This is a genomic window from Marinobacterium sp. NO-S09 (assembly GCF_059179545.1).
The window spans coordinates 104,748-120,260 of sequence record NZ_CP168954.1 but is presented as its reverse complement, the minus strand read 5'-3'; the positions used below and the strand labels follow the sequence as shown (position 1 = coordinate 120,260).

Annotated in this window: 18 protein-coding genes; 12 read left to right on the top strand and 6 right to left on the bottom strand. The window is 58.3% G+C overall.

Annotated elements, in window-relative coordinates; genetic code table 11:
- The first annotated feature begins 114 nt into the window (after positions 1 to 114).
- Positions 115 to 633: a single-stranded DNA-binding protein gene (gene ssb / locus O3C79_RS00615; protein ID WP_010324077.1), complete on the top strand. Its 519-nt coding sequence runs from the start codon at positions 115 to 117 to the stop codon at positions 631 to 633.
- A gap of 64 nt (positions 634 to 697) precedes the next feature.
- On the opposite strand, the gene yjeH is transcribed toward ssb, so the two are convergent.
- Complete coding sequence (yjeH, locus tag O3C79_RS00610) at positions 698 to 1,957, bottom strand: L-methionine/branched-chain amino acid transporter (RefSeq protein ID WP_494384451.1); 1,260 nt, start codon at positions 1,955 to 1,957, stop codon at positions 698 to 700.
- A 226-nt stretch (positions 1,958 to 2,183) separates the two neighbouring features.
- Here yjeH and O3C79_RS00605 point away from each other — a divergent pair, with 226 nt between their 5' ends.
- Positions 2,184 to 2,603 carry an Lrp/AsnC family transcriptional regulator gene (locus O3C79_RS00605; protein ID WP_494384450.1) on the top strand — a complete coding sequence of 140 codons (420 nt, stop codon included), beginning with the start codon at positions 2,184 to 2,186 and terminating at the stop codon, positions 2,601 to 2,603.
- A 178-nt stretch (positions 2,604 to 2,781) separates the two neighbouring features.
- On the top strand, positions 2,782 to 3,708 hold the full coding sequence (rfbD, locus tag O3C79_RS00600) for a dTDP-4-dehydrorhamnose reductase (RefSeq protein ID WP_494384449.1): 927 nt from the start codon (positions 2,782 to 2,784) through the stop codon (positions 3,706 to 3,708).
- Between the two features lie 26 nt (positions 3,709 to 3,734).
- On the opposite strand, the gene O3C79_RS00595 is transcribed toward rfbD, so the two are convergent.
- On the bottom strand, positions 3,735 to 4,118 hold the full coding sequence (locus O3C79_RS00595; protein ID WP_010324073.1) for a SirB2 family protein: 384 nt from the start codon (positions 4,116 to 4,118) through the stop codon (positions 3,735 to 3,737).
- A 215-nt stretch (positions 4,119 to 4,333) separates the two neighbouring features.
- Here O3C79_RS00595 and O3C79_RS00590 point away from each other — a divergent pair, with 215 nt between their 5' ends.
- Genes O3C79_RS00590 through O3C79_RS00575 form a run of 4 tightly spaced genes read left to right on the top strand, consistent with a single transcriptional unit; the run spans position 4,334 to position 6,942 of the window.
- Entirely contained in the window at positions 4,334 to 5,455 is a 1,122-nt protein-coding gene (locus O3C79_RS00590; protein ID WP_010324072.1) for a 1-acyl-sn-glycerol-3-phosphate acyltransferase, read from the top strand.
- Entirely contained in the window at positions 5,452 to 5,937 is a 486-nt protein-coding gene (moaC, locus tag O3C79_RS00585) for a cyclic pyranopterin monophosphate synthase MoaC (RefSeq protein ID WP_010324071.1), read from the top strand. Before O3C79_RS00590 ends, moaC begins: the two co-directional genes overlap by 4 nt.
- Positions 5,934 to 6,185: a molybdopterin converting factor subunit 1 gene (gene moaD, locus O3C79_RS00580; protein WP_494384448.1), complete on the top strand. Its 252-nt coding sequence runs from the start codon at positions 5,934 to 5,936 to the stop codon at positions 6,183 to 6,185. The genes moaC and moaD overlap by 4 nt, the downstream gene beginning before the upstream one ends.
- A gap of 1 nt (position 6,186) precedes the next feature.
- Positions 6,187 to 6,942: a lysophospholipid acyltransferase family protein gene (locus O3C79_RS00575; RefSeq protein ID WP_010324069.1), complete on the top strand. Its 756-nt coding sequence runs from the start codon at positions 6,187 to 6,189 to the stop codon at positions 6,940 to 6,942.
- 86 nt (positions 6,943 to 7,028) lie between these two features.
- Here O3C79_RS00575 and fabB read toward each other — a convergent pair whose 3' ends face one another.
- The 3 genes from fabB to ispB form a co-directional block, all read right to left on the bottom strand.
- The gene (fabB, locus tag O3C79_RS00570) at positions 7,029 to 8,246 is read right to left on the bottom strand and encodes a beta-ketoacyl-ACP synthase I (protein WP_010321686.1); all 1,218 of its coding nucleotides are present in this window, start codon (positions 8,244 to 8,246) and stop codon (positions 7,029 to 7,031) included.
- Between the two features lie 83 nt (positions 8,247 to 8,329).
- A complete protein-coding gene (fabA, locus tag O3C79_RS00565) occupies positions 8,330 to 8,845 on the bottom strand; it encodes a 3-hydroxyacyl-[acyl-carrier-protein] dehydratase FabA (protein WP_010321685.1) in 516 nt (171 codons plus the stop codon).
- 237 nt (positions 8,846 to 9,082) lie between these two features.
- Complete coding sequence (ispB, locus tag O3C79_RS00560; protein WP_010321684.1) at positions 9,083 to 10,051, bottom strand: octaprenyl diphosphate synthase; 969 nt, start codon at positions 10,049 to 10,051, stop codon at positions 9,083 to 9,085.
- Positions 10,052 to 10,319: 268 nt separating this feature from the next.
- On the opposite strand from ispB, the gene rplU reads away from it, so the two are divergent.
- From rplU to proB, 4 genes are all read left to right on the top strand, one after another.
- On the top strand, positions 10,320 to 10,631 hold the full coding sequence (gene rplU / locus O3C79_RS00555) for a 50S ribosomal protein L21 (protein ID WP_010321683.1): 312 nt from the start codon (positions 10,320 to 10,322) through the stop codon (positions 10,629 to 10,631).
- 25 nt (positions 10,632 to 10,656) lie between these two features.
- Positions 10,657 to 10,914, top strand: coding sequence for a 50S ribosomal protein L27 (rpmA, locus tag O3C79_RS00550; protein ID WP_010321682.1), 258 nt, complete (start codon positions 10,657 to 10,659; stop codon positions 10,912 to 10,914).
- Positions 10,915 to 11,051: 137 nt separating this feature from the next.
- Positions 11,052 to 12,251 carry an Obg family GTPase CgtA gene (gene cgtA, locus O3C79_RS00545; RefSeq protein ID WP_494384447.1) on the top strand — a complete coding sequence of 400 codons (1,200 nt, stop codon included), beginning with the start codon at positions 11,052 to 11,054 and terminating at the stop codon, positions 12,249 to 12,251.
- Between the two features lie 13 nt (positions 12,252 to 12,264).
- Positions 12,265 to 13,389 (top strand): glutamate 5-kinase, encoded by a 1,125-nt coding sequence (proB, locus tag O3C79_RS00540; RefSeq protein ID WP_010321680.1) that lies wholly within the window; start codon positions 12,265 to 12,267, stop codon positions 13,387 to 13,389.
- A 70-nt stretch (positions 13,390 to 13,459) separates the two neighbouring features.
- Here proB and rpsT read toward each other — a convergent pair whose 3' ends face one another.
- Complete coding sequence (gene rpsT / locus O3C79_RS00535) at positions 13,460 to 13,723, bottom strand: 30S ribosomal protein S20 (protein ID WP_010321679.1); 264 nt, start codon at positions 13,721 to 13,723, stop codon at positions 13,460 to 13,462.
- Positions 13,724 to 13,961: 238 nt separating this feature from the next.
- Here rpsT and murJ point away from each other — a divergent pair, with 238 nt between their 5' ends.
- Positions 13,962 to 15,467, top strand: coding sequence for a murein biosynthesis integral membrane protein MurJ (gene murJ / locus O3C79_RS00530; protein ID WP_237708611.1), 1,506 nt, complete (start codon positions 13,962 to 13,964; stop codon positions 15,465 to 15,467).
- Positions 15,468 to 15,513 lie beyond the last annotated feature (46 nt).

Genomic DNA, 15,513 nt, shown 5'->3' with positions numbered 1-15,513 from the left:
CGGGTTTGGGGGCAATCAGCCTTACTATGACAACCGACGGTATGTTATTCTGGGCGTTTGAATCCAGCGGCAGGATGCCTGCAGAGACGAACACCTGAAACGGGAGAGAACTAAATGGCGCGTGGTATTAACAAGGTCATTCTTGTCGGCAACCTGGGGGGCGACCCCGAGGTGCGTTACATGCCTAATGGCAATGCGGTCACCAACGTAACGCTGGCGACAAGCGATAGCTGGAAGGACAAGCAGACTGGTCAGATGCAGGAACGCACGGAATGGCACCGGGTTGTGTTCTTCAACCGACTGGCTGAGATTGCCGGTGAATACCTGCGCAAGGGTTCCAAGGTTTACGTTGAAGGTGCATTGCGTACCCGTAAATGGCAGGGCCAGGACGGTCAGGATCGTTACACCACTGAAATCGTTGCCAGCGAAATGCAGATGCTGGATAGCCGTGGCGGCGGCGGTGGTGATGCCGGTTATGGCCAGGGCGGTGACATGGGCTACGGCCAGCCGCAGCAGCAGGCTCCGCGTCGCCAGCCCCAGCAGCCTCCTCAGCAGCCGCAGCAGCAGGCGCCTCAGGCCCCGCAGCAGCCGGCACAGGGCTTTGACGACTTCGACGACGATATCCCGTTCTAAGCAACCCTGCTGTTGCTATACGTCGCGCTAGAAGCCCCGCATTGCGGGGCTTTTTCGTTAGTGCTCAACGGACCATACGCGCCTGCCGCCAGATATTGATGCGGCCGCTCAGCAGGAAAAACACCAGCACGCCCAGTGCATACAGCATCTGCTCACCCAGAAGCATCAATACCAGTCCACACAGCAGGGTTGCCAGCAGGGCCATCCAGCGGGCCCAGCCCCGCAGCAGTACGCAACCCGCGGCCATGCTTAACAGGTAAACCAGAATGAAGTTACCGTTGGCGTAGCGCATCAGCTCTTCGATGCTCAGCCCCCAGCTCCAGCCTGCTAGGGCGCAGATGGCACAGGCAAAGACGACGAGGTTGAAGGCGCGAGCCGGGACGCCATGCCGATTACGCTGTGCCAGTGATGCCGGCAGTTTGCCTTCATCTGCCAGACTCCAGAGCAGGCGGGCAAAACCCTGCAGGTAGATATTGATGGATGCGAAGCAGGCCAGGTAACCGATGGCGGCTGCCAGCCAGCGCCAGTGTTCCCCCCAAAGCAGGGCGACCAGCTGGGGCAGCGAGGTGGTGTTGCTTTGGTGATCACCATAGGTGCCAAAATTGACCACAGCGAGGGAGCAGGCCCAGTACACAGCGCCCGCCAGCAGCACTCCAAGCAGCAGGGCCAGGGGGAAATCGCGTTGGGGGTTTTTGAACTCTTCACCCATATGGGTGAAGGCTTCCAGGCCGACAAAACACCAGAACATCAGCGCCAGGGCCGCGGGAATGGCGGACCACTGGGTACCGCTGATTTGCATGAGATCGGCCGTGTTGTCAGTAAGATCGCCAAGCCACCAGAAGGATGCCACCGTGGTGATGATAATCAGGGCAATGGCCGTCTGGACCTGGCCCGAGGCGCGGGCAGGCTTTTGTCCCAACACCAGCATCAGGCCCAGTGTCAGCAGCTGGATGGCCATATCACCGGTGGGTGTGATCGGTGCGATGGCGTACCAGAAACCGCTGGTCATTTTCAGCGCTGCCGGCAGCCCCACGGGGATTACGGCCAGAAACAGCAATGCCACGCTGCGCTCCATGGATAGGCCAAAGGCTCGGCCGATCAGTGAGGGCGCACCGCCGGCATGGGGGTACTGCTGTCCCAGTTTGGCGAACGTGAAGGCTACTGGCAGCACCAGCAGTGTCAGCAGGGGCCAGGCCCAGAGCGATGCCTCACCGGCCATTGCTGCGGCCGCCGCCGGTACCACAAAGATACCGGTGCCCAGGAGAGAGGTGGTTAGCAGGCCGATGCCCTGCAGCAGGCTTAATTCCCTGTTCAAGCGACTCATGGCAGTCATTCCAGACAGGCTCCCCTGTTCAGGTTGCGGGAGCGGGTGATATTCAGTCAGAGGCGCATAGCCTACGCGCCCCGGCGGCTGGAGGGAGCTGTCAGAGCGCCGGCAATGAGCTGCACTTTGCCGGAAAATCGCGGCATAATGCAGCCGATGGCCAGGCTCGACTATCGCAGCTCAAAACGGCAGTCATTCAGGGTGCTCAGGGATAAGGAACGATCAGTTGGACAAGTTCGATCAGCAAATTCTGGCGTTGTTGCGCAATGATGCCCGCATGGCGGTTACGGCGATTGCTCGGCAGGTGAGTCTGTCACGTACGGCGGTGAGTGACAGGATTCGTCAGATGGAAGAGCGAGGCATTATTCGTGGTTATCACGCCGATGTCAGCGATGATGAGCCTCCTGCAGTCCGTGCCTTTCTGGAGCTGTTCTACAACGAGAGCCGCTGCGAAACCTATGTGGATAAAATCCGTGCCTTTCCCGAGGTGAAACGCTGCTGTGGCATCAGTGGTGATACCGATATGCTGATCTATCTGGAAACGGCCAGCATGGAGCGGTTGATCGAAATTCGGGCGGCCATTGAGGGTTTCCACAAGATGGTTCGCGTGAAAACCCATATCGTCATGAAAGAGTGGGATATGTAGCTGGGTGTGTGGCTCAATGCCGACACAGGACATCAGGTGATGTGACACAACCCCATGTTTGTCAGGGGCTTTTCCGTTTCTGAAAGGCAACTTTTTGCAGTGCAGCAGGTGTGCAGGGCAGATGAATAGGGTATGCTCGAAGTAACCTTACATCCGTTTTATTGCCAGCAGTGTCAGTTTGAGTTCAAGCCAAATGGTAGCCAGCGCTTATACAACCTCAGCTAAGGTCCTGGTCCTCGGGGCCGCCGGTCAGGTCGGCCATGCACTGGTCGAACTGCTTGAAAAGTCTCCGGGTATAGAGCCGATCGGCTTCACACGTCGTCAGATGGATATCACATCCGTGGATGCTGTTCGTCAGCAGCTGGAAAAGCATCTGCCGGATTACGTGGTCAACTGTGCTGGTTTCAACCGTGTGGATGCGGCCGAGCGCCAGGTTGATGAGGCGTTTGCCGTCAACCGTGATGGCCCTGCCAATCTGGCGACTGCCTGTGCGGCATTGAGTATTCCTTTACTCCACCTCTCATCCGATTATGTCTTCGATGGCCACTATGCCAGTGGTTACAGCGAAGGTGATGATCCGGCACCGCTGGGCACCTACGGCCGCAGCAAGTGGGAAGGAGAAGAAAAGGTACGCCAACTGCAGCCGCAGCACCTGATTCTGCGCGTGAGCTGGATTTTCAGCGCACGGGGGCACAACTTCCTGTTGCGCATGCTGGAACAGGCGAGGCAGGAAAAAGAGATCGAAGCAGCTGATGACCGCCGCGGCTGTCCTACATCTGCCGATGATGTGGCCCGGGTCATTCTGGCGATTTTGCGTCAGCTGACCTGTGGTATCGATGTCTGGGGCACCTACCATTATTGTGGTGCCGAAATCACCACGCGGTATGGTTTCAGTGAGGCGGTTCTGGCGGCGGTACGTCAGTATGAAGAGCTGGAAGTGGAAACGCTTAAGGCGGTATCGACCGCCGATCTGCACCCATTGGCAGAACGGCCCGCTTCATCGGTACTCAAGTGCCGCAAACTCCTGTCGACCTTTGGTATCCGGCAGCGCCCCTGGCGCTCGGAGCTGCAGCGGGTCATTCGCGAAATCTATGGCGAGTCCTGAGACCCGCCATACCTCTTCTTAATTACTTACAGACCCAGCGTGGGTGAGCGCGTAATGGCGACGGCCAGCACATAGCCAACACTGGCGAGTGCGGCCAGCAGGGCCAGGCTGCGCGTGCGCAGGTTGCGGCCACGCTTGAGGGCAACGGTACCAAAACCGATATAGGCCAGCAGTCCGACCACCTTGGCGGTGAGCCAGTGATGGGTCAGCGGATATTGCGAGATAATTAGCATCAGGCCAATGGCACTCAGTAGCAGTAGCGTGTCGATGACATGCGGGGCAACTCTGAGCCAGCGCGCCTTGAGCGCACCCGGCCAGGCATACATGCACAGGGCTCTGATCATGAACAGCGTAATGCTCAGGCCCACCAGTGTCAGGTGGGTATGCTTCAGCATGAGGTAAGTATTCACTTGTGCGTCTATCCCTATAATCGTGGTCGTGTTGTGGCCTGAACCTGCGGCTGACGCCGAGTGTCCGGGGCAGCTCAATACGCAAGCACTATAACGGCCCGGCGAGGTGTTTTGAATCATATTGCGACAAACTTCGTTCGGGTGGGCGGACTGCAAAGCGGCGCATAACAGGGTAAAATGTGCGCTTTTACCAGTCAGAGACGTTAAGCGCGCGCATGAACGCAGACAAACAGGCCCAAGACCCTTTTCAGTCCATCCGCCCCTACCGGGACAATGAAGTCGAGGCGGTACTGCAGCGTCTGATACGGGATGACGAGTGCATCTCGGCATTGACCCGCTATCAGTTTCCGCGAGCCTCTGGCCCCCTGGGCTGGCTGCTTAAGCCCATGGTGCGTATTGCCGTGGCCGCGCGTGTCGGTGATATCGAGGATGTACACGGCTTCCAGATGATGGTGGCCGATTACATGCAAAAAATGATCGCCCGCACCACGACTAGGGTGAGCTGCTCGGGGCTGGAGCGCCTGGACCCCAATGAGTCCTACCTGTTTGTGTCCAATCACCGGGATATTGCCATGGACCCGGCGTTCGTTAACTGGGTGCGTCATCAGGGCGGTATGTCCACCGTGCGTATCGCCATTGGGGACAACCTGCTGCGTAAGCCCTACGTGTCTGACCTGATGCGCCTCAACAAGAGCTTTATCGTCAACCGCTCGGCCAAGGGACGTGAAATGATGACGGCACTGACGCAGTTGTCGTCCTATATCGACCACAGTGTCTGTAATGGTCACTCGGTGTGGATCGCGCAGCGCGAAGGACGTGCGAAAGACGGTAATGACCAGACCGATCCGGCGCTGATGAAGATGTTCTACATGTCGCACCGTAAACAGCGCAGCCTGTCGGAAATGGTGGGGCGCTTGAATATCGTGCCAGTGGCGATCTCCTACGAGCTGGACCCCTGCGATGCGCTCAAGGCGGAAGAGCTGGCGGCGATTGCCCTGCATGGGGCCTACGAAAAATCCGAATTTGAAGACATCGCCAGCATTGTGCGGGGTATCACCGGCGACAAGGGCGCTGTGCATGTCGGCTTCGGTGAACCCCTGCAGGGCGAGTTCGAGTCCCCTGAAGCACTGGCAGAAGAGATCGACCGCCAGATCTACCTCAATTACCGTCTGCACCCAAGCAATCTGGCTGCAGCGGGCGAAAATGTGACACCGGAACAGCAGGCGGCCTTTGATCAGCGCATGAACGCGGTGAGCGATGAAGCCCGTCCTTTCCTGCAGGCCATGTATGCCAATCCGGTGCGCAACTATCATCAGGCACAGCAGGAGGCTTCATGAGTCAGCTTACCCATTTGAATGCCCAGGGCGAGGCCCGCATGGTGGATGTCAGCGAAAAGGCTGTCACCGTCCGTGAAGCCACGGCCAGCGGCTGGGTTGAAATGAAGCCCGAAACGCTGGCGCTGATTCAGGATGGCGGACACCCCAAGGGGGATGTGTTGGCCGTTGCCCGCATTGCCGGTATTCAGGCCGCCAAGAAAACCTCTGATCTGATTCCGTTGTGCCACCCGCTTATGCTCAGCTCGGTCAAGGTTGAGCTCACGCCGGAGCCGGAGCTGAACCGGGTGTCGATTGAGGCGCGTTGTCGCCTCAGTGCCCAGACCGGCGTGGAGATGGAAGCCCTGACGGCTGTGAGCGTGGCGGCACTGACCCTGTATGACATGTGCAAGGCGGTGGACAAGGGCATGCGCATCAGTGGTATCGAACTGGTGGAAAAAACCGGTGGCAAAAGTGGCGACTGGCGCCGTGAGGATAACGCATGAAAGTGATTTATTTTGCCCGCGTGCGTGAGCAGCTGGGGGTGGATGAAGAAACCCTGGCCTGTCCGGCCAGCGTGTCGACCCTGGCCGAACTGGTTGACTGGCTGGCTGCCGAACGTGGTGTCCCCTGGGATAAGGTGCTGCAGGCGCCCGACCTGATCTGCGCACTGAATCAGGAGGTGGTTGATCGTCAGGTGGCCGTGTCTGATCAGGATGAAGTGGCTTTCTTCCCGCCGGTAACAGGAGGTTGATGTGAGTACCTCCAACGCTGCACCCAAGGCATCACCCTTGCTGTTTCTGCGCTCGCTGCTCTATTACGCGGGCTTTTACCCGGTCACCATGGTGTTCTCGCTGATCTGTTTGATCATTGGCCCGCTGCTGCCATTTCGGACGCGCTTCAAGTTTCTGACCCTGATTAACTACTTCTATATCGCCTGGCTGCGTATCTGCTGTGGGGTCAAAGTGCGGGTCACCGGACGCGAAAATTTGCCGGCCGAGGGCAGTTATGTGGTGATTGCCAACCATCAGAGCGAGTGGGAAACCCTCTACTTTCAGCTGCTGGTTCGCCCACAGGCGGTGGTGCTCAAGCGTGAGCTGCTGCGTATTCCCCTGTTTGGCTGGGCGCTGGCGCTGTTGAAGCCGATTGCATTGGATCGTAGCAAGCGCCGCGGTGCACTCAAGCAGTTGCTGGAACAGGGCAAGGCCCGTCTGGCGGAGGGTATTCCCTTGTTGATCTTCCCGCAGGGGACGCGACTGCCGGTAGGTAAACTGGGCAAGCTGAACAAGGGCGGCGCCATGCTGGCGGTGAGCAGTGAAGTGCCGATTGTGCCGGTGGCCCATAATGCCGGCCTGTATTGGCCCGGCAAGTCCTTCATCAAGTATCCGGGCACGGTTGAAGTGGCGGTTGGGCCGGCGATTGCGACTAAGGGGCGTACGGTCGATGAGGTCCACAGTGAAAGTACTGCCTGGCTGGAAGCGACGATGAAGCAGCAGGGCAGTCTCGATTAGATCTGTTTTGTTCAGACATAAAAAAACCGCTCACTGAGCGGTTTTTTTATGTCTGACCGGCAGAGCCGGTCATGCAAGCATCGCGTTTAGCCTTCAAACTTCTCGAACACCAGAGTGGAGTTGGTGCCGCCGAAGCCGAAGCTGTTGGACATGACGCGCTTGAGGTCTACGCCATCCTTGCGTTCGGTGACAACCGGCATGCCTTCGGCTTCCGGGTCCAGCTCTTCGATGTTGGCAGATGCACAGATGAAGTTGTTCTGCTGCATCAGGATCGAGTAGATCGCTTCCTGTACACCAGTGGCGCCCAGAGAGTGGCCTGTCAGGGATTTGGTAGAGCTGACCGGCGGCATGTCATCACCGAAGGTCTGCTTCATCGCTTTCAGCTCCTGGATATCACCGGCCGGAGTGGAGGTGCCATGGGAGTTGATGTAGTCGATGTCGCCGTCAACAGTGCTCATGGCCTGCTGCATGCAGCGGATGGCGCCTTCACCGGACGGGGCAACCATGTCGTAGCCGTCGGAAGTGGCGCCGTAGCCTACCAGCTCGGCGTAGATCTTGGCACCACGGGCCTTGGCGTGTTCCAGGTCTTCCAGTACCAGCATGCCGGCACCACCTGCTATGACGAAGCCATCACGGTTGGCGTCGTAGGCGCGGGAGGCTTTTTCCGGTGTTTCGTTGTACTTGCTGGACAGGGCGCCCATGGCATCGAACATGACGCTCAGGGACCAGTGCAGTTCTTCACCGCCACCGGCAAAAATTACGTCCTGTTTACCCAGCTGAATCTGCTCCATGGCGTTACCGATGCAGTGTGCGCTGGTGGCACAGGCAGACGTAATGGAGTAGTTCACGCCCTTGATCTTGAACGGAGTGGCCAGACAGGCAGACACGGTAGAGCCCATGGTACGAGTCACGCGGTAAGGACCGACGCGGCGCACGCCCTTGCTGCGCAGGATATCGGCGGTTTCCACGATATCGGCAGACGAAGCGCCACCGGAGCCCGCGATCAGGCCAGTGCGTACATTGGATACCTGGTCTTCACTCAGGCCGGAATCTTCGATGGCCTGCTTCATCGCCAGGTAGGCGTAGGCAGAAGCGTTGCCCATGAAACGGCGCAGCTTGCGGTCAATCAGGCTGTCCAGATCGATATCGATGCTGCCCGCTACCTGACTGCGGAAGCCCAGCTCTTTGTATTCCGGCTGGAACTTGATGCCGGAACGGCCCAGTTTCAGTGATTCCAGGACGGTTTCCTGGTCATTACCCAGGCAGGAAACGATTCCCATACCGGTCACTACGACGCGTCGCATGTGTAGCCTCTCTTCAACTCGTTCAGAACTATCAGTCTTATTATAAGGTAGTCAGACGGGGCCCGCTCGCAGCAGGCCCTGCATCAGAAGTTATCAGTCTGTTTGAACAGACCCACACGCAGATCCTTTGCGGTGTAGATGACACGGCCATCCACGGCCACGGTACCATCAGCGATACCCATTACCAGCTTGCGCTCGATAACACGCTTCAGCTGGATATGGTAGGTCACTTTCTTGGCTTCAGGCAGTACCTGGCCGGTGAACTTCACCTCGCCGGAGCCCAGTGCACGACCGCGGCCTTCATTGCCACGCCAGCCCAGGAAAAAACCAACCAGCTGCCACATGGCATCCAGGCCCAGGCAGCCAGGCATCACCGGGTCGCCCGGGAAGTGGCATTCGAAGAACCAGAGGTCCGGACGGATATCCAGTTCGGCAATGATTTCGCCCTTACCGTACTCACCGCCGTCTGTGTTGATCTCAAGGATACGATCAAGCATCAGCATGTTGCCAATCGGCAGCTGTGCGTTGCCGGGGCCAAACATTTCGCCGTGGCCGCACTGCAGCAGTTGCTCGCGTTCAAATGAAGAAGGTCGTGTCATAAGAAACCGTTATTCCAGAGGCATTTCATCAATATTTCCGAGATTATACCGGTTTGCACCCCTTCAGGCACGAGCTGCGTCATGTATTTTGCTCATTCGCTGTACGGGATACCGGGCGTTTCTGGTCCCTGAGGACGCGGTCGGGAAAAATTGATGCTGTTAACGGATAGGACAGCGAGTGGGCAGGCAGGTTCAGACGGGGCCAGCAGATCGCTGCACCCCGCTCGTAAAGCAGGCTTACTGGGTGCGATCCAGTGCCTGTTCGGTCAGTGTGATCAGGGTGTCACGGAAGGAGGTAGCCGGCAGTGCATCAAGAGCGCTGACCGCCTTATCCAGTTCGGCGCGAGCCTGATGACGGGTATAGTCGATGGCGCCGGTGCGCTGAACAATCTCCAGAACCGGCTCCAGATCGTCCAGGCCGCCTTCGCGGATGGCGCGACGAATCAGTTTGCGATCATCTTCGCTGCCAACGCGCATGGCATAGATCAGCGGTAGAGTGGCTTTACCCTCGGCCAGATCATCACCCACGTTCTTGCCCATGGTGTCGCTGTCGGACAGGTAATCCAGCAGGTCGTCCACAATCTGGAAGGCGATACCCAGATGACGGCCATACAGACGCAGGGCTTCACGTTCTTCGGCAGGGGCATCCGCCAGGATGGCGCCCACTTCGGTTGCCGCCTCGAACAGCATGGCGGTCTTGCCCAGAATCACCTGCATGTAGGAATCTTCGCTGGTGTCCGGGTTGCGCTGGTTCAGCAGCTGCAGGACTTCGCCTTCTGCGATCACGGTGGTGGCGTTGGAGATTACCTGCATGATTTCCATGCGGCCGATATCCACCATCATCTGGAAGGAGCGGGAATAGAGGAAGTCGCCGACCAGTACGCTGGGGGCATTGCCCCACTTGGCATTGGCGGTCGCGTTGCCACGGCGCAGTTCAGAGTTGTCCACCACATCGTCGTGCAGCAGAGTCGCGGTGTGGATAAATTCAATCACCGCGGCCAGTGGAATATGCTGTTCGCCCTTGTAACCGCAGGCGTTGGCACTGAGCAGAACCAGCAGAGGGCGCAGGCGCTTGCCGCCGCCGGCAACAATATGATGGCCTATTTTCTCCACCAGAGGCACGTTGGAGCCCAGATGGTTGAGAATGTAATCGGTTACGGCATCGAACTGTGGCTCAATGGCCGAGTTTAGCTGGTGTGGCTGCATGGACGGGTTCTGTATGTGGACTGAACACCCGCCGCATGCTAGGCGGCAGGGTCTGGGGTGTCAAGTCAGCCCCGTGGAAGGCCCGTTATTACGGCAGCATAAAGTCACCTGGCCGGTTGCGGGGAGGTGGTGTTTGCAGTACAATTTCGCGCCTTAAACCTGTCCATCGACGCTCCCTACCATAGGGTGCCAGAATCCACCGCGGTTTCGGCCATTAGAAGTAGGTTTCGTATCCAGTAGCCGGGCAGGTTAAATCTTGGAGAAAAGCATGTTCGCAGTAATCGTAAGCGGCGGTAAACAGTACCGTGTGCAGGAAGGTCAGACTCTGAAACTGGAGAAATTGACTGCTGACGCTGGTTCCAGCATTGAATTCGATCGTGTGCTGCTGGTCGGCAATGGCGACGACATCAAAGTTGGTGCGCCGGTTGTAGATGGTGCCAAAGTGGCTGCAGAAGTTGTTGGTCACGGCCGCGGCGAAAAGGTCAACATCATCAAGTTCCGTCGTCGTAAGCACCACATGAAGCGTCAGGGTCACCGTCAGTGGTTCACTGAAGTGAAAATCACTGGTATCAGTGCCTGATTAACCGAACTTAGGAGATTGAAGAATGGCTCATAAGAAGGCTGGTGGTTCAACGCGTAACGGACGCGACTCAGAATCGAAACGCCTCGGCGTTAAGCGTTTTGGTGGTCAGGCTGTTACTGCTGGCAACATCCTGATGCGTCAGCGTGGCACCAAGTTCCACGCTGGTGAGAACGTAGGTCTGGGTAAAGACCACACTCTGTTCGCTAAAGCGGATGGCGTGGTCAAGTTCGAGACCAAAGGTCCTCACAACCGTAAATTCATCAGCGTCGTACCTGCCTAAGGCATTTGCACGCTGTATCAAAAAGCTCCGCCCAGGCGGAGCTTTTTTCGTTATGAGCCCGGTGTCATTGACGCCGGGTTCGCTCCCCCGAGGTATACTGTGCCAGGGGTTATGTATTTTAAGTGTTGGAGGTAGCGATGAAATTTGTCGATGAGGCAACCATTACGGTGGAAGCCGGCAAGGGGGGCAACGGGTGCCTTAGCTTCCGGCGCGAGAAATACATCCCCAAAGGCGGCCCGGACGGTGGCGATGGTGGTGATGGCGGTTCTGTATTTGTAGAAGCGGATGAGTCGCTTAACACGCTGATCGATTATCGCTTTACCCGTCGCTTCAAGGCGGAAAGCGGTGAAGCGGGCAGTGGTCGTAACTGTACCGGTTCCAAGGGTGAAGATCTGGTGCTGAAACTGCCGGTGGGTACCACGGTTGTCGACGTGGATACCAACGAGGTGCTGGCGGACCTGACTCATGTGGGTCAGCGCGAGAAAATCGCCCAGGGCGGCTGGCATGGTCTGGGTAACACGCGCTTCAAGAGCAGTGTGAACCGTACCCCGCGCCAGACCACCAAAGGCAGCGAAGGTGAATTGCGTCAGCTGCGGCTTGAGCTGAAGGTGCTGGCGGATGTCGGTTTGCTGGGTCTACCCAATGCGGGCAAGTCGACCCTGATCCGTTCCATCTCGGCCGCTCGTCCGAAAGTGGCGGACTACCCGTTCACCACGCTGGTACCTAATCTGGGTGTTGTGCGTACCGAAGCGCACCGCAGCTTCGTGGTGGCCGATATTCCGGGTATCATCGAAGGCGCGGCCGAGGGTGCCGGTTTGGGTATTCGCTTCCTCAAGCATCTTGCCCGTAACCGCGTGTTGCTGCACCTGGTGGATATGGCGCCCTGGGATGAGCAAACCCCGGCGGAAGCCGCGCTGACGGCTGTTCGAGAGCTGGAAAAATTCAGCCCTACGCTGGCCGAGCAGCCGCGCTGGCTGCTGCTGAACAAGCTGGACCTGCTGCCGGAAGAAGAGCAGGAAGAGGCGTGTCAGGCCGTGGTTGATGCACTGGGCTGGGAAGGCCCGCTGTACCGCATCTCGGCGCTGAACAAGAGCGGTTTGACGCCGCTGGTGCATGATTTGCAGGAGTATCTGGATGCCCGTGCCGAAGCGGTGGCGGAAGAACCGGAGCTGCTGGAAGAGGAGCGTCGCATCCGCGGTATTATCGATGAAGAGGCGCGTGAGAATCTGCGTCGTCTGAAAGCGGAAATGCGGGCGCGACGCGAAGCGGAAGATGATCTGGATGATGATGACTTCGATGACGATGATTACGACATCGAAGTGGAGTATGTGCGCTGACGGAGTGTAACAAGTGACAGCGGGACGCAAGGGCTTGGCCCAGCCTGGGCGCTGGGTGGTGAAGATTGGTAGTGCGCTGTTGACCAATGATGGTCAGGGGCTCGACCAGAACGCAATTGCCGGCTGGGTTGACCAGTTGGTAGAGCTGACCCGTCGCGGGGTCGAGGTGATCCTCGTCTCCTCGGGTTCAGTGGCCGAGGGCATGACCCGGCTTGGCTGGTCCGAGCGACCGCGTGAGATCTACCGCCTGCAGGCCGCCGCCGCTGTCGGTCAGATGGGGCTGGTACAGGCCTATGAAGCCAACTTCCGTCGTCATGGCATGCACACCGCTCAGGTGCTGTTGACCCATGACGACATGTCCAACCGCAAGCGTTATCTCAATGCGCGTTCAACCCTGCGTACCCTGATCGAAATGGGTGTGGTGGCGGTGGTCAACGAGAATGACACCGTGGTCACCAGTGAAATCCGTTTCGGTGACAATGACACCCTGGGTGCGCTGGTCGCCAACGCGGTGGAAGCGGATGCGCTGATTCTGCTGACCGATCAGAATGGCCTCTACACGGCCGACCCACGCAATAACCCTGATGCTGAACTGATCACCGAAGCCATGGCGGGCGAAGAGCGTCTGGATGCCATGGCTGGTGGTGGTGGCAAGCTGGGGCGTGGCGGTATGGCAACCAAGGTGCGGGCGGCCAAACTGGCGGCGCGCTCCGGTGCGGTCACGGTGATTGCCAGCGGGCGTGAGCCGGATGTGTTGCTGAAGCTGCATTCAGCCGAGCAGGTCGGCACCCTGTTGTTACCCGAGCGTGAACCCATGGCGGCACGCAAGCAGTGGATTGCCGGTCATTTGCAGGCACGTGGCACGCTGGTGCTGGATGCCGGTGCAGTTAAAGCACTGGTGGAAGGTGGCAAGAGCTTGCTGCCGGCCGGTGTGCGTTCGGTCAGCGGTGACTTCTCCCGTGGCGAGATGGTGATCATGATGGATGAATCCGGGCGTGTGATAGCCCGTGGTCTGGCCAACTATGGTGCCGTGGACGCCGACAAAATCATAGGTCGCCCCAGTAGCGTGATTGAAGAACAGTTGGGCTTTATGGGAGAGGAAGAGTTGGTGCACCGGGATAATCTTATCCTGGCCTGATTCGCCCTCGGCAAACGACAGACACAAAAAAACCGGCAGATGCCGGTTTTTTTATGCTTGCCTGAGCGGCTTATGCCATCGCTTTGATGCGGGCGTTCAGACGGCTCTTGGTGCGGGCGATCTTGTTCTTGTGGAAGATGCCTTTGTTCACAGAGCTATCCAGTACCGGCTGAGCGGCCTTGAATGCTTCCTGAGCTGCAGCCTGGTCACCGCTATCGATAGCAGCGAAAACTTTTTTCATGTACGTGCGCGCCATGGAGCGCAGGCTAGCGTTGTGCTGACGACGCTTCTCCGCCTGACGAGCGCGTTTTTTGGATCCTGCGGAATTAGCCACGATCCGGCTCCTTTAGGTAATTAGTTGATCAGAAACGGCGATGGAGTGCCGAAAATTAGACGCGACATTATTCATGCCAGCCGCCAGAATGTCAACTAAATGACCAGTTATCACGCTGAGTTTTGTCTGTTTAGTAAACAGGGATATGATCTGCGCACATTTTACGGAAGGCGGTCGGGGAGGCCTAGTGGCAGAAGAGCAAAAAACGGAAGGGGGCGGCCTGCTCCGTTCCAGCGCGATGGTTGGCATCATGACCCTGATATCGCGAGTGCTGGGGCTGGTGCGCGATGTGGTTATTGCCGGCTACTTTGGTGCCAGTGGCAGTGCCGACGCCTTTTTTGTCGCCTTCAAGATTCCCAACTTCCTGCGCCGCCTCTTTGCCGAGGGTGCGTTCTCACAGGCGTTTGTGCCGGTGTTGTCCGAGTATCGCACCCAGCGGGATCTGGCGGCCGTGCAGGAACTGGTGCACCGGGTGTCCGGTGCGTTGGGCTCAGTGCTCATTCTGATCACCCTGATAGCCGTATTGGGTGCACCGGTGCTGGCGGCGCTGTTTGCGCCCGGCTTCTACATGCAAGACAGTGAGAAGTTCGCGCTGGCCTCGGACATGCTGAGAATCACCTTCCCCTATCTGCTGTTGATCTCGCTGACGGCCTTTTGTGGCGCCATTCTCAACAGCTACGGCCGCTTTGCCGTTCCTGCCTTTACGCCGGTATTGCTCAACCTCTGTCTGATCGGCTCTGCGGTGCTGCTCAGTCCGCTGCTGGAAACGCCGATCATGGCGCTGGCCTGGGGGGTATTGATGGCCGGTACGGTACAGTTGCTGTTCCAGTTGCCGTTTTTGGCGCGCATGAAACTGATGCCAATCCCCAAATCCGGATTCAAGGACGAGGGTGTGCGCCGCATTCTCAAGCTGATGCTGCCGGCGCTGTTCGGTGTGTCGGTGGCGCAGATCAATCTGTTGCTGGATACGGTGCTGGCCTCCTTCCTGCAGACCGGCAGTGTGTCCTGGCTGTACTACTCAGACCGGTTGTCCGAGTTGCCACTGGGGGTATTCGGGATTGCCATCGCCACGGTGATCCTGCCCAGCCTGTCGCGTAACCATGCCGGCAAGGACCCGGAGCGCTTTGCCCGTACGCTGGACTGGGCCATGCGAATGGTGCTGCTGATTGGTCTGCCGGCGGCGCTGGCGCTGGCGGTACTGGCGGAGCCCTTGATTGCGACCCTGTTCCACTACGGCGAGATGACCGACTTCGATGTGCAGATGGCGGCGCTGAGTCTGCGTGCCTATGCCTTTGGCCTGCTCGCGTTCATGCTGATCAAGGTGCTGGCGCCGGGGTATTTCTCGCGTCAGGATACCAAAACGCCGGTGAGAATTGCCGTCAAGGCGATGCTGGCCAATATGGTGTTCAACCTTATTCTGATCTGGCCGCTGGCCCATGCCGGGCTGGCGCTGGCGACCTCGCTGTCGGCATTCATGAATGCCGGCTGGTTGCTGCACGGATTGATTCGCGAAGGCGTGTTCCGTTGGCAGCCGGGCTGGGGCATGACACTGGTACGCCTGTCGGCGTCGGCTGGTGCGATGGTCGCGGTCCTGTTGGCCATTCAATCCCAGTTGGGTGACTGGCTGCAGGCGGGACTATGGGTGCGAGTGCAGTGGATGGCGCTGCTGGTTGTAGCCGGTGGCGGCTCATATGTGCTGATGCAGCTGTTGCTGGGGTTGCGGCCACGTCATTTGCGCGGTTGAGCACTTTCTGAGCGGTACTCGTGACAGGCTGAGTACGGTATACTTC

Coding starts and splice junctions, on each gene's coding strand:
- moaD (WP_494384448.1), top strand. CDS start 5,934: ATGAAAGTGATTTATTTTGCCCGCGTGCGTGAGCAGCTGGGGGTGGAT.
- fabB (WP_010321686.1), bottom strand. CDS start 8,246: ATGCGACGCGTCGTAGTGACCGGTATGGGAATCGTTTCCTGCCTGGGT.
- ssb (WP_010324077.1), top strand. CDS start 115: ATGGCGCGTGGTATTAACAAGGTCATTCTTGTCGGCAACCTGGGGGGC.
- moaC (WP_010324071.1), top strand. CDS start 5,452: ATGAGTCAGCTTACCCATTTGAATGCCCAGGGCGAGGCCCGCATGGTG.
- fabA (WP_010321685.1), bottom strand. CDS start 8,845: ATGACACGACCTTCTTCATTTGAACGCGAGCAACTGCTGCAGTGCGGC.
- O3C79_RS00590 (WP_010324072.1), top strand. CDS start 4,334: ATGAACGCAGACAAACAGGCCCAAGACCCTTTTCAGTCCATCCGCCCC.
- rpmA (WP_010321682.1), top strand. CDS start 10,657: ATGGCTCATAAGAAGGCTGGTGGTTCAACGCGTAACGGACGCGACTCA.
- cgtA (WP_494384447.1), top strand. CDS start 11,052: ATGAAATTTGTCGATGAGGCAACCATTACGGTGGAAGCCGGCAAGGGG.
- yjeH (WP_494384451.1), bottom strand. CDS start 1,957: ATGAGTCGCTTGAACAGGGAATTAAGCCTGCTGCAGGGCATCGGCCTG.
- murJ (WP_237708611.1), top strand. CDS start 13,962: ATGGTTGGCATCATGACCCTGATATCGCGAGTGCTGGGGCTGGTGCGC.
- rplU (WP_010321683.1), top strand. CDS start 10,320: ATGTTCGCAGTAATCGTAAGCGGCGGTAAACAGTACCGTGTGCAGGAA.
- ispB (WP_010321684.1), bottom strand. CDS start 10,051: ATGCAGCCACACCAGCTAAACTCGGCCATTGAGCCACAGTTCGATGCC.